The following is a 12,474-nucleotide window of genomic DNA, read 5'->3' on the forward strand; positions in this document are numbered from 1 at the left end:
GCTCGCTTCGAACGCCCATTTGGGGGACGAATGGGGGACGTTTCTCCACTACATTGATTTTTGCCGCATGCCCCCCCAAAGCCGGTTCGTATTGCTTCAGACCTGAAATACTCAAGTCTTCAACAAGTCTCAAGCGGGATGACCGGGAATGCGACGTTTACCGAAGTGAAGTGCCTACTCACCTGACACAACAGAAACGGGGTGAAATGATGCGCGTCAGGAATATCAAGGAAACGGTTGACGGGGCTCGATACTATCGTCTGGTTCGCACGCTGCCCAACGGCAAGCGACATCAGATGCAAATCTCTTTCTCCGCAGGTGAAATGCGCTTCAGACGTTTCGTCGCGCAGCGATTGTGGCTGTTGCGTGCCGAAATGCGAGATAGCACACGCGCGGCGGCCGCACCTGCGCCACGCAGCAACATGCCGCAGTTGGTCTTCTGACCGGTTGCGGTGCCGTCTGGCAGAAACGCCTGACCGGTGACGACCGGCGTCAGCCGTCATCTTCACGGGTCCGGCGTTTTTGTACTGCATGACGGCTCAGCCTGCCTTGCGGGGCGTCAGCGACGTCGTGGGCGTGCGTGCCGGCGCGCCGGTCTTCACCGCCGTCAGTCCCGTGCCCGCATGCGCAATCGCGTATTGCACCAGCTCATCGAACGCAATCGGCCGCGCAAACAAATAACCCTGTGCATACGTGACGTTGCGCCCGCGCAGGTAATTCGCCTGCATCTCGTTCTCCACACCCTCCGCCACGATCGTCATATCCAGCCGCTCGGCCAGATGAATGATGGAATCGCAGATGTTGCGCGTGACCACATCCTCTTCCGTGACGGGCAGGAATTCCTTGTCGATCTTCAAATAGTTGAAGTCGTAGCGCTTCAGATACCCAATGGAGTTGTTTTCGGCCCCGAAGTCGTCAAGCGCCGTTTCGATGCCGCGCCGCTGTAACTCGGCCATCACGTTGCGCGCGGCGGCCGTGTCGCGAATCACGTAGCGTTCGGTGATCTCGGCCACCATCGGGTACGTGTCGTTCAGTGTGCCGTAGTACCGCTCGATGTCGTGAATGATGGTGGTGTCGCGCAGATGCCGTTCCGCGAGGTTGATGCCGATGTGAAAGCCCTGCGGAAGCGCGCCCTTGGCGACGTCGTTGCGAATCTGGCGCAGTAGCGAACGCGTCAGATCGATGATGAGCCCGTTGTCTTCGGCAATGGGGATGAAGGCGTCCGGGCGCACCAGTCCGGCCACGGGATGGTGCCAGCGCATCAGCGCTTCGGCCCCCGCGCAACGGCCGGTGGCCAGCTCCATGACCGGCTGGTAGTACACCTTGAATTCGTTACGCTTGATGCCGTGCGCGATCTGACGCTTCATGAATTGCGCCGGCCCGAAATGGCGGAAGGTCAGCACGCCGAGCAAAAAGGCCACGATGCCGCCAAACGACAGGAAGATCGGTGCCTGACTGCCGGCGAGCGAGCGCATCAGCGAGGGGCTGCCTGCGAGCGACGTCGTGAAGTGCTCCGACGTGAGCGAAATCTGCGCCCCGCGCGTCGCGATACCTGCCGATTCCAGACGCGGCCCTTCCGAGGTTAGCGCGACGTTGCCCACCGTCATGGCCGTCCACGCCAGATCGCTGCTCTTGACGCTGTGCAGCGTCTCGGTGAGGTAAATGCCATCGACGAACCCGAGCACGCCGTCCGTGGCCGAGGTCGGCACGTAAAGGGCCAGCGCGGGGGTCTCGCGTACATAAGGCGTGCCGCTGACAAGCAACGTGCGAGTCCCCGTCAGCATCGGCACGAGGTCGGCTGGGAGAGGCATATTGAGCGCCGCGTTCGAACGAATGACCGACGAGCAATAGAGCTGGCCGCGCGAGACGAGCCAGATGGAACGGAAGTAGGGACTGAGCGTGCCAGCGGCCTGGAGTGAGGTACTCACTTCGCTGCACGAGCGGCCGACCCACGGGGTGGCGCCACGCAGCGTACTTTCAGCTTGCGCGACGATGCGTTCGAGCGCGTCGCGCTGACGGACCGCTTCTTCCTGAAGAATCGACTGCGACATGTGATAAATGCGCAGCCAGCCCAGGAAAAGGACGACAGCAAGCGTGACCGCCACGACAAGTCCGGTCACCAGCCACTGCACGACTCTGGAGTGTTGAATCATGTTTGCTGCCAACCAAGGAAAGAGTGGGGCCCTACGTGTGCTGCGGTGCATTTTTTGGGTGCACGCGTGCTGCACGGCACAACTCGTCAATTGACTCTACACGAATCCCTGACGGTGTCCGACCCCCGATAAACCCGCACAACGCCCGGCAGATGGGCGTGAGCGGCGCTTGCCGATCCTGCACGCGGCCTGCTTCCGGTGGGCTTGTGAGGCGTCGTCAGCGGGCGTTCTGACCGCAATTTGCGTGACACTGGGATGGCGTAATCGCGACAAAAGTTGGCGCAACGACGATTTACGCATGCTCTACACTTCACTCATTAAATTTCTGGCAGAAATTGGGATTAATCCCAACTTTCCTGCATAGGTCGGTCGATTCGCATCCATTTGCCCGAATGCCGACTCTCAGCACCCGCTTTCTTAAGCCTTAGACGTCAATCCAACCCATGTCGAGTCAACCTGCAACGTCCATTCCCGGTGCCCAGACACCGGCGGCGCAGGGCACAGCGTTCCGCGTGCTGTCTGCGATCAGCTTCTCCCACCTGCTCAACGACATGATCCAGTCGTTGATTCTCGCGATCTACCCGCTGCTGAAGTCCGGCTTCAATCTGAGCTTCGGGCAGGTCGGCCTGATCACGCTGACGTACCAGATCACTGCGTCGCTACTTCAACCTGTCGTGGGCCTGTACACCGACAAGCATCCGAAGCCGTATTCGCTGCCAGTCGGCATGGGTTTCACGCTCGTGGGTCTGCTGCTGCTGGCTGTCGCCCCGAACTACGGCATGCTGCTGGTCGCGGCGGCGCTCGTGGGCATGGGCTCGTCGGTGTTCCATCCGGAGTCTTCGCGCGTGGCGCGTATGGCCTCGGGCGGACGCCACGGCATGGCGCAATCGTTCTTCCAGGTCGGCGGTAATGTCGGCTCGTCGCTCGGGCCGTTACTGGCGGCGCTGATCATCGTGCCGAACGGCCGTGGCAGCGTGGCGTGGTTCTCGGTGGCGGCGCTCGTCGCGATTTTCGTGCTGTATCACGTGAGCCGCTGGTACGCCGTGCAGCGCGCCGCGAATCAAGGCAAGAAGGCCGCGCGCCGGGGCGGCACTGCGCACTTGTCGCAGGGCAAGGTGCTGTTCGCCATTGGCATCTTGCTGGTGTTGATCTTCTCGAAGTACTTCTATCTCGCGAGCATCAGCAGCTACTTCACGTTCTATCTGATCAGCAAGTTCCACGTCTCCGTGCAAAGCGCACAGGTGCATCTGTTCGTCTTCCTGTTCGCCGTGGCGGCGGGCACGATGATCGGCGGCCCGCTGGGCGACAAGATCGGCCGCAAGTATGTGATCTGGGGCTCGATCCTCGGTGCTGCGCCGTTCACGCTGATGCTGCCGTACGCCAACCTGTTCTGGACGGGCATTCTGACGGTGCTGATCGGTCTGATTCTGGCGTCGGCGTTCTCGGCCATCCTGGTCTACGCGCAGGAACTGATGCCCGGCAAGGTCGGCACGGTGTCGGGTCTGTTCTTCGGCTTCGCGTTCGGGATGGGCGGGGTGGGCGCTGCTGTGCTGGGCCAACTTGCCGACACGACGAGCATCGACTTCGTCTATCACGTGTGCGCCTATCTGCCGCTGCTAGGCATCGTGACGATCCTGTTGCCGGACGTCGAAGGGCACAAGAAGACAGCCGCTGCATAACGGGGTGCTCTGGCTGACGGTGTGGCAAGACGCCGTCAGCCAGCATCGTCCGCCATAGAAAAATCGCCGGTCCGACATCTCGGAACCTGCGATTTTTTTATCCGGCAGCGTCTGTCGCGGGCGACAGATCGAGACCGATCAGGGCGTGCCGCGCTTTTGCAGCTTCCATTCGGCCTTGTCGTTCGCCTTGCAGGCCGGGAGCTTGAGCGTGACTTCCTGACCCTTGGCCGTGAGCAGCACGACCAGATCGCGGCAGGTGCGCTCGCCGTCCTTTTGCGTGTTCGTCGGCGTGATCTGCGCAGCGATGGCCACCGAATTGCCGGTGCCTGCGTTGGTCCAGTCGGTGGTCTCGTTGTCTTGCTTGTCCGTCAGCACGGTGCGTGCGGCCTTGGCGAACGACGCGGTGTCGCGTTGCTTCCAGTAGGCCAGCGGCGAGTTGCCCATGAAGGAGAGGTTCGACGCAGCGAACGCGGGGGCGGCCAGGGCAGCGCCGACGACGAGCGCTGTGCCAAGCGCGAGCGAACGGGCGCGGGAGAAGTGGATGAGCGACATTCGGAGTCCTTGGTATTGTCGACAGGGGACGAAGCCTGCGCGACGCCTGGCGATGGCGCACCGGATGTTGCGCCGGGCGTGCGGCCGCAGGAAGCAGGTCGATCATAAAAGAAACCGGCAGCGGCGTCATCTCAGCGCGTCGCCGTGTGACGTCAGTGATTTCAGAGACGCCCGGCTGTCCTGACGACATCGGCTACCTGCATGAGCGCAGCCCGTAGCGTCTCGTCGCTGCCCGGCGAACCGAGGGCGACGCGAATGGCCGACGGTGCGGTCTGGCCTGGGGCAGCGAACGCATCGACCGGCGTTACCGCAACGCCACGCGCTTGTAGCGCGGCCACGATGTCGTCGCAGCGCAGGGCGGGCGTCGACGTAGGGATCGGCACCAGCCGGTGGAATGCGCCGGGATACCCCGTCGACTCCAGCCCGGACAGGCATTGCATGGCAATCGCCTGCCGCTGGGTGGCCAGTGCGCGTTTGTGGGTGATCCAGCGGTCCATCGTGCCGTCCGAGAGCCAGCGCGAGGCCAGTTGCGCCATCAACGGCGCGGCGCTCCACACACTGGCTCGCATCGCCGCGTGCACGCGCGGCAGCAGGGTGGACGCGGCGATGAGATAGGCGATGCGCAGCCCCGGTGCGCCGGGCTTGGACAGGCCGCACACTTCGAACGTCCGTTCCGGTGCGAGCAGCCGAAGCGGCGGCGGGGCGTCCTCGACCAGAAAGCCGTAGGCGCTGTCTTCGACGATCAGCAGGTCGTGACGCCGCGCGACTTCCACCAGCGCGAGACGCTGTGCGAGCGGCATCACGCTGCCCAGCGGGTTGTGCAGCGTCGGCATGGTGTAGACGACGCGCAGCCGTCCTGCATGGTGGCGGCAGAGCTTGTCCAGCGCTGCGGGATCGAGTCCATCGGCCGTCATCGAGACGGCGGCGAGCGGCACGTCGCGCATGGCCGCGAGCGCCTTCCAGCCGGGGTACGTGAGGGCCTCGACGGCGACCGGTTCGCCCGCGCGGCACAACGCCAGTTGCAGCACGTCCAGCGCATGCTGCCCGCCCGCGCAGACGACCAGCGAGTCGGGCGATACCGTGACGCCGTCGCGACGCGACAGCCATTGCGCCGCTGCACGTCTGTCGGCCGGTGGCCCGTCGTGCGGTGAGTGGGCGAGCAATGCGCTCAAATCCCCGCCGGACGCCATCTCACGCAGCGCCTGGCGCAACGCCTCGGTTTGCTCCGGCAGCACCGGGTAGTTGAACGCCAGATCGACGCCGCCCAGCGCGCCCGGCGCAGGTGCCCACTGCGCGAAGGCAGCGGCTGCGCCCACGGCAGGCGAGCGCACGAAGGTGCCGCGTCCGATCTCGCCCACGGCGAGGCCGCGTCGTGCGAGTTCGGTATAGATGCGTGTGACGGTGGACGTGGCGAGCCCGTGTGCGTCGGCGTAGTCGCGCTGCGGCGGCAGGCGCGTGCCCGAGGCGAGTTCGCCGGACGCGATGGCGTCGGCAAGCCGTTCGACGTGTTCGAGATACCGGGCAGGAGCTGACATGGAGGCGAAAATTGATCTCAGGACAATTCAATAATTGCACTGCATTAAGGTGCTGGCAATACTGACCACTGCGCTGAGCCCTGCGCAGTCTCCCCTCGATGTTCTCTTTCCGATCATGCTTCCCACGACCTCTTCGTCGCCCCGCTGGGCGATCCCGCTCCTCGCCGTACAGCTCTTCCTCGTGACGTTCTCCGTCAATCTGCAAGCGCCGCTGGTGCCGCACTACGCGGCGGCGAGCGGTTATGGCACGGGGGCGCAGGCGCTGGCGTTTGCGTGTTACGTCGGCGCGCTGGTGCCAACGTTATTGTTTCTCGCAGGGCTGTCGGATCGTGTCGGGCGTCGGGTACCGCTCGCCGCCGCGCTCCTGCTGGGTCTCGTCGGCACATGGCTGACGCTGGAGTGGCCTACGCTGGTCGCGCTTGGTGGCGCACGCGCCTGCTACGGACTGGCGACCGGCCTCGTCGCGGGCAGTGGCACGGCTTATATGACGGAGTTGTACGGAGATCGCGAAGACGCTGCCACGCGTGGCGCAGCGCTGGTCGCGGCGGCGACGTCGCTCGGCTTCGGCACCGGCGCGCTCGTCACCGGCCTGTGCCTGATCGTCGCGCCATCGATGTTGCCGCCGCTGAGCTTGTGGACGTATCTGCCGCTGGCGCTTGTTGCGGCACTCGCCGTCGCCGCGTTGCCTGCACCAGCGCGTCACCCGAACGTGCCGTGGTTGCGCTGGCCGGTGCTTGCCCCCGGGACGGTGCCGCTGGGCATGGCGATCCTGCTGGCGTGGGCAGCGGTGGGTGTTGTGATCGGTGTAGTGCCGTCGGCGCTGGCCGCGCACGGACATGCCGCCTGGGCGGGATTCGCAACGTTCTTCGTCGTCTCGACGGGCCTGCTGTTTCAGCCAGCGGCTCGCCGCATGGCCCCGGTGCGTGCCGTTCGGGTCGGGTTGGCGCTGGTGCCGCTGGGCTTCGTCGTGCTCGCGCTGGGGGTGGTCTACGTCAGCCTGCCCGCGATTCTCACCGGGGCAGCCATCGCCAGTTCGGCGTGCTACGGCTTCACGTATCTGGGGGGACTGGCCGCCGTCAATTCGGCGGTCGCGCCAGCATTGCGTGCGCGGGCGGCCGCCGGGTACTTCCTGTTTGCGTACTTCGGCTTTTCGGTGCCGGTCGTCACCAGCGGCTGGCTCGCCGATCGCTTCGGCATGCCCGTCGCCCTCGCTTTGTTCACTGCCGCGTTGATCGCGGGAAGTGCAGCGCTCGCAGTAGTGCTGCGTCGCGAGCGCGCGGCGCTTACGCGTCCGGTTTGACCCGAGGGGCGGGATTGCTTGGGTTGTTCGTGCCGCTCCCCGACGGGCTGACGTAAGCCCCGGTGCCGTGCAACTGGTCTTCGGCCAGTTCCAGCGCGCGCACGGCGCCGCGTCCCTTGCGGGCGAGCAGCATCTCGACGAGCGTCTCCACTACGGCAATCCCCGCCGTGATCGATGGGAAGAACGACGGACTTTCGTGCGAGAACAGCACCGTCACGTCCGCATCGAGCGCGAGCGGCGAGACCGTCGAATCCGTGAGTGCCAGCACACGGGCACCGGCGGCGCGCGCTGCGCGCGTCACGATCAGCGCTTCGTTCGAATACGGGGCGAAGCTGATCACCACCACCACGTCGCGCGCCGAGAGCGCCCGCAATTCCATTTCCAACGTGCCCGCTTCGCCACGGATGAGGTGCACCGTAGGCCGGAACAGCCGGTAGATGTACTGGAACGTGAAGGCGATCGGAAAGCACGCGCGAAAGCCTGCCACGTGTACCGTCCCCGCATTCGCGAGCAGATCGACGGCCGCGCTCAGCGAGTCGTTCGCACCGGCTTCCGTCAGATCGAGGTTGTTGTGCTGCACGCGGAACATCTCGGGCACCATGCGCGCGGCGTCGCCCTCGCGGATCACCTGTCGCGCGCGGCTCGCGTACGGCTGCGGTCCGAGACGAATCGATTCGAGGAACAACTCGCGAAGGCCGTGCCATCCGTCGAAGCCGAGATGCTGAGCGAGTCGCACGAAGGTGGCCGGTTGCACGCCCGCTTCGGCGGCAATCGCACGCATCGAGCTGATCGGCACACGTTGCGGATGGTCGAGAAGAAAGCGCGCGCCCGCCTGAAATTGCGGACTTAATTGGGAGTAGCGCTCACGCAGCAGAGCGTTGAGCTGGTCGAGCGTCTGCGGCAGCGCTGTGGCTTGTGTCATTGGGGATGGCAACACGGCGGCGAAAGAATGTAACGATTGTTGCATGAAATGCCGCAAGCGCGCACGCCCTTTCCTCTGGGCCTGTGGCCTGCGGTGAAACATCAAGTGTGGTAATGGTCTTGAGCGAAGTGTTGCGTCCGCAAAACACGTGAAACATATGTTGCAAACGATGGGCGATGCGCCTACACTGAGCGGCATCGTTCGCGAGACCGATGGCCCGGCGGCCACCCGCCGGTCAGTCTCGTTTTGCACCATCTTTTCGTCAAAGGTTCAGGCATGACTCACGTGTTTCACCGCAATCCGCGCCAGACGTTGCCCGTCGCGGTCGGCGGTCAGGGAATCGAGTTGATCGACAGCAACGGCAAGCACTATCTCGACGCCTGCGGCGGCGCTGCCGTCTCGTGTCTCGGTCACGGACATCCCCGCGTGATCGAGGCGATGCAGCAACAGGCGGCGCAACTGGCGTATGCCCACACGTCGTTCTTCACGACCGAAGTGGCCGAGCAACTGGCCAACACGCTTGCTGCCAGCGCGCCCGGCGATCTGAACCACGTGTACTTCGTGAGCGGCGGTTCCGAGGGCGTGGAGGCGGCGCTCAAACTCGCGCGTCAGTACTTCGTCGAGATCGGTCAGCCGCAGCGACAGTTCTTCATTGCGCGTCGTCAGAGCTATCACGGCAACACGCTCGGCGCGCTCGCCATCGGTGGCAATGCCTGGCGACGCGAGCCGTTCCTGCCGTTGCTTGTCCCGGCGCATCACGTCTCGCCGTGCTTCGCCTATCGCGAGCGTCTCGACGGCGAAAGCGACGCCGCGTATGTGCAGCGTCTGGCGGACGAACTCGAAGCGAAGATTCTCGAACTCGGCGGCGACACGGTGATCGCATTCGTTGCGGAAACGGTGGTCGGCGCGACGGCCGGCGCGGTGCCGCCGGTGGGCGACTACCTCAAACGCATGCGCGCCGTGTGCGACAAGTACGGCGTGCTGCTGCTTCTCGACGAAGTGATGTCGGGCATGGGCCGCACCGGCTATCTGTTCGCTTGCGAAGAAGACGGCGTGACGCCGGACATCCTCGTTATCGCCAAGGGCCTCGGCGCGGGCTATCAGCCGATTGGCGCGATGCTGTGCTCGGACAAGATCTTCGACGCCGTGGTCGGTGGCTCGGGCTTCTTCCAGCACGGTCATACGTACCTCGGACACGCGATGGCGTGCGCGGCGGCGCTGGCGGTGCAGCGCACGATTGCCGACGAGAATCTGCTGGATAACGTGAAGGCGCGCGGCGAGCAATTGCGTGCCCGTTTGCGCGAAGTGTTCGCCGATCACCCGAACGTGGGTGACGTGCGCGGACGCGGGCTGTTCGTCGGCGTCGAATTCGTGGCCGACCGCGCCACGAAGCAAACGCTGCCGACGGCCGACAAGACACACGCGCGTTTGAAGTCGGCCGCCAAAGAACGCGGCCTGCTGATCTACCCGATGGGCGGCACGGTCGATGGCGTTCACGGCGACCATGCGCTGATCGCGCCGCCGTTCATCTGCCAGCCGGGCGACATCGACCGCATCGTCGAGCGACTGGCGCTTGCCGTGGCGGACGTCACCGGCGTGAAGGCCGGAGGCGTGGCATGACGAGACCTTATGCGCTGGCCGTCGCACCGAACGGCGCGCGGCGCACGCACGTCGACCATCCGGCGCTGCCGATGACGCCGACGGAACTCGGCGAATGCGCCAAGGCGTGTCTGAATGCAGGCGCGGCCATGATTCATCTGCATGTACGCAAGGCAGACGGCACGCACAGCCTGGAAGTGGCGGACTACGCGGCGGGCATTGCGGCCGTGCGTCGCGCGGTGGGCGACGCGCTGGTGTTGCAAGTGACGACCGAGGCGGTCGGCATCTACACGCCCGAGCAGCAGATTGCGACGGTGCATGCGCTGCATCCCGAAGCGATTTCGGTAGCGTTGCGCGAAGTGTTGCCCGATGCGGCGCACGCGAGCGCTGCCGAGGCGTTCTTCGACTGGTTGTGGCGCGAGCAGATCACGACGCAATACATCCTGTACGACACCGAAGACGTGGCGCACTACTGGCGCTTGCGCGCGAGCGGCGCGATTCGTCCCGGCCGCCATTGGGTACTGTTCGTGCTCGGCCGCTATAGCAAGGGGCAGTTGTCGTCGCCGTCGGACTTGCTGCCGTTCCTCGCCGCCTGGCAAGCCGGTGCGGACGGCGTGGGCGAAGCCACCGACGTCACGCCGTGGGCGATGTGCGCCTTCGGGCCGCGCGAGGCCGAGTGCGCGCTGGCCGCAGTGTTGCAGGGCGGCCACGCCCGCATCGGCTTCGAGAACAACCTTTACCTGCCGGACGGCAGCGTCTCTCCGGGCAATGCCGCGTCGCTGGGTGCGCTGACGGCCGCCGCCACCCCGCTCGCCCTCGCGCCCATGACGGCGGACGCTCTGCGCGAACTGACCCGCTGATCGCCGGGACATCCGGCGGCATCCAGTGACATCCGGACAGCGGTCCACCCGGGCGCAAGCCGTGTCCGGGAGAGCGCGACAAATCAGAAATAAACCCAAATACACGGCCTGACCGGCGTTGCCCGGCCGGGCCGCTGTAATAGAATCGGCGTAACCTCAAAAAGGCCCGCGTCGCCCTCCCCGGCACCGGGCGTGAACACGAACGGGAGCGCGGCGTGAAACACTGGTCGATCCGACATCGCATTCTGGCCAGTTTTGGCCTGATCCTTGCCCTGATGGCCCTGATGGCAGGCATCGCTTACACGCGACTGTCCGCCATCGAAGTGGAGGCGCACAGTGTGGAAGACGACTCCACGCCGGGCCTTTACTACAGCACGATGCTGCGCGGCGCGTGGTTCGAGAGCTATCAATTGCTCCAGCAGGTCGTCGCCATCGACGACAACGACAAGACCCGCGCAATCGACATCGATACCTTGCGCTCGGCGGATGCCCGCATCGACGGCTGGATCAAGGATTACGGCAAGACCGTCAATCGCGCCGTCGACCGGATGCAATACGACGAGGTGCGTGGCGTGCGCACGCAGTACGGGCGCATCAGCAATCAGGTGCTCAAGCTCGTGGCCGACGGTCAGTTGCCCGCCGCCCGCGCCATGCTGACCGACCAGCTTTACCCCGAATGGGGTCGTGGCCGTTCGGCGATTCAACGTCTGGTCGATACCAACAAGGCCTATTCCGACGAGTCGACTCACAATATCGGCGAAGCCGTTGCCGCAGCCAAGGCCACGCTGCTCATCACGTTGTGCGTGACGCTCGCGGCAGCCATCCTGGCTGGCTGGATGCTGTTCCGCGCGATCAGCGTGCCGCTCGCGAGTGTGATGCAGATTCTGGAAGTCATGCGCGCGGGCGATCTGACCAAGCGCCTCGATCTGGCGCGTCGCGATGAGTTCGGCGCACTGGAGTCGGGCTTCAACCGAATGACAGACGAACTGACGGGTCTCGTCGGGCAGGCACAGAAGTCGGCCTTGCAGGTGACGACGTCGGTGACCGAGATTGCCGCGACGTCGCGTCAGCAACAGGCTACGGCGTCGGAGACGGCGGCCACCACGACCGAAATCGGCGCGACCTCGCGCGAAATCTTCGCTACGTCACGCGATCTGGCGCGCACCATGACCGAAGTGGCGGGCGTGGCCGATCATGCGGCGTCGCTCGCGGGCACCGGCCACGTCGGCCTCACGCGCATGGAAGATGCTATGCGTCATGTGATGGACGCGGCAGGCTCGGTCAACGGCAAGCTCGGCATCCTCAACGAGAAGGCGGGCAACATCAATCAGGTGGTGACGACGATCACGAAGGTCGCGGATCAGACCAACCTGCTTTCGCTAAACGCGGCCATCGAAGCCGAGAAGGCGGGCGAGTACGGTCGCGGCTTTGCGGTGGTGGCGACCGAGATCCGGCGTCTGGCCGATCAGACGGCCGTGGCGACCTACGACATCGAGCAGATGATCAAGGAGATCCAGTCGGCGGTGTCGGCCGGGGTGATGGGCATGGACAAGTTCGCCGAGGAAGTGCGCCGCGGCATGGACGAAATGCGTCAGGTCGGCGATCAGCTCGCGCAGATCATTGCGCAGGTGCAGACGCTGCCGCCGCGCTTCCAGGTCGTCAACGAAGGCATGCAGGCGCAGGCCACCGGCGCGGAGCAGATCAATCAGGCGCTGGTGCAGCTCTCCGAGGCGGCGCAACAGACGGCCGAATCGTTGCAGCAGTCGAGCCAGGCGATCGAAGAGCTCAATCACGTCGCCAACGGTCTCAAGAGCGGGGTGTCGCGCTTCAAGGTGCAAGCGTTGCCGCCCACGGGTCTCGTCTGACGTCGTTTA

General features: G+C 64.9%; 10 protein-coding genes. 6 read left to right on the forward strand and 4 right to left on the reverse strand.

The features are described 5' to 3' along the window. Positions 1-296 precede the first annotated feature (296 nt). Positions 297-443, forward strand: coding sequence for a hypothetical protein (locus NTU39_RS00960; protein ID WP_174984494.1), 147 nt, complete (start codon positions 297-299; stop codon positions 441-443). A gap of 96 nt (positions 444-539) precedes the next feature. Here NTU39_RS00960 and NTU39_RS00965 read toward each other — a convergent pair whose 3' ends face one another. Next, on the reverse strand, positions 540-2,153 hold the full coding sequence (locus tag NTU39_RS00965; protein WP_257959005.1) for an EAL domain-containing protein: 1,614 nt from the start codon (positions 2,151-2,153) through the stop codon (positions 540-542). Positions 2,154-2,596: 443 nt separating this feature from the next. Here NTU39_RS00965 and NTU39_RS00970 point away from each other — a divergent pair, with 443 nt between their 5' ends. Beyond that, positions 2,597-3,832, forward strand: coding sequence for an MFS transporter (locus NTU39_RS00970; RefSeq protein WP_150663816.1), 1,236 nt, complete (start codon positions 2,597-2,599; stop codon positions 3,830-3,832). A 138-nt stretch (positions 3,833-3,970) separates the two neighbouring features. Here NTU39_RS00970 and NTU39_RS00975 read toward each other — a convergent pair whose 3' ends face one another. Next, positions 3,971-4,384, reverse strand: a complete 414-nt coding sequence (locus NTU39_RS00975; protein WP_174984500.1) for a hypothetical protein — start codon at positions 4,382-4,384, stop codon at positions 3,971-3,973. A gap of 161 nt (positions 4,385-4,545) precedes the next feature. Next, positions 4,546-5,919, reverse strand: coding sequence for an aminotransferase-like domain-containing protein (locus NTU39_RS00980; protein WP_257959006.1), 1,374 nt, complete (start codon positions 5,917-5,919; stop codon positions 4,546-4,548). Between the two features lie 115 nt (positions 5,920-6,034). On the opposite strand from NTU39_RS00980, the gene NTU39_RS00985 reads away from it, so the two are divergent. Then, on the forward strand, positions 6,035-7,219 hold the full coding sequence (locus NTU39_RS00985; RefSeq protein WP_257959007.1) for an MFS transporter: 1,185 nt from the start codon (positions 6,035-6,037) through the stop codon (positions 7,217-7,219). Here the strand turns inward: NTU39_RS00985 and NTU39_RS00990 are convergent. Continuing rightward, positions 7,203-8,141, reverse strand: a complete 939-nt coding sequence (locus tag NTU39_RS00990; RefSeq protein WP_150663819.1) for a MurR/RpiR family transcriptional regulator — start codon at positions 8,139-8,141, stop codon at positions 7,203-7,205. The genes NTU39_RS00985 and NTU39_RS00990 overlap by 17 nt on opposite strands. A gap of 276 nt (positions 8,142-8,417) precedes the next feature. Between NTU39_RS00990 and NTU39_RS00995 the strand changes: the two genes are divergently transcribed. The 3 genes from NTU39_RS00995 (at position 8,418) to NTU39_RS01005 (ending at position 12,465) form a co-directional block, all read left to right on the forward strand. After that, positions 8,418-9,761, forward strand: coding sequence for an aspartate aminotransferase family protein (locus NTU39_RS00995; protein WP_257959008.1), 1,344 nt, complete (start codon positions 8,418-8,420; stop codon positions 9,759-9,761). Further along, positions 9,758-10,600 (forward strand): beta-keto acid cleavage family enzyme, encoded by an 843-nt coding sequence (locus NTU39_RS01000; RefSeq protein ID WP_257959009.1) that lies wholly within the window; start codon positions 9,758-9,760, stop codon positions 10,598-10,600. The genes NTU39_RS00995 and NTU39_RS01000 overlap by 4 nt, the downstream gene beginning before the upstream one ends. Before the next feature lie 215 nt (positions 10,601-10,815). Then, a complete protein-coding gene (locus tag NTU39_RS01005; protein WP_150663822.1) occupies positions 10,816-12,465 on the forward strand; it encodes a methyl-accepting chemotaxis protein in 1,650 nt (549 codons plus the stop codon). Positions 12,466-12,474: the final 9 nt, after the last annotated feature.

The sequence above is a fragment of the Pandoraea commovens genome (assembly GCF_024704525.1).
GTDB classification, from domain to species: domain Bacteria; phylum Pseudomonadota; class Gammaproteobacteria; order Burkholderiales; family Burkholderiaceae; genus Pandoraea; species Pandoraea commovens.

Excerpts from the sequence above, each read along its gene's own strand:
- NTU39_RS00960 (WP_174984494.1), top strand. The coding sequence starts at position 297 with ATGCAAATCTCTTTCTCCGCAGGTGAAATGCGCTTCAGACGTTTCGTC.
- NTU39_RS00965 (WP_257959005.1), bottom strand. The coding sequence starts at position 2,153 with ATGATTCAACACTCCAGAGTCGTGCAGTGGCTGGTGACCGGACTTGTC.
- NTU39_RS00970 (WP_150663816.1), top strand. The coding sequence starts at position 2,597 with ATGTCGAGTCAACCTGCAACGTCCATTCCCGGTGCCCAGACACCGGCG.
- NTU39_RS00975 (WP_174984500.1), bottom strand. The coding sequence starts at position 4,384 with ATGTCGCTCATCCACTTCTCCCGCGCCCGTTCGCTCGCGCTTGGCACA.
- NTU39_RS00980 (WP_257959006.1), bottom strand. The coding sequence starts at position 5,919 with ATGTCAGCTCCTGCCCGGTATCTCGAACACGTCGAACGGCTTGCCGAC.
- NTU39_RS00985 (WP_257959007.1), top strand. The coding sequence starts at position 6,035 with ATGCTTCCCACGACCTCTTCGTCGCCCCGCTGGGCGATCCCGCTCCTC.
- NTU39_RS00990 (WP_150663819.1), bottom strand. The coding sequence starts at position 8,141 with ATGACACAAGCCACAGCGCTGCCGCAGACGCTCGACCAGCTCAACGCT.
- NTU39_RS00995 (WP_257959008.1), top strand. The coding sequence starts at position 8,418 with ATGACTCACGTGTTTCACCGCAATCCGCGCCAGACGTTGCCCGTCGCG.
- NTU39_RS01000 (WP_257959009.1), top strand. The coding sequence starts at position 9,758 with ATGACGAGACCTTATGCGCTGGCCGTCGCACCGAACGGCGCGCGGCGC.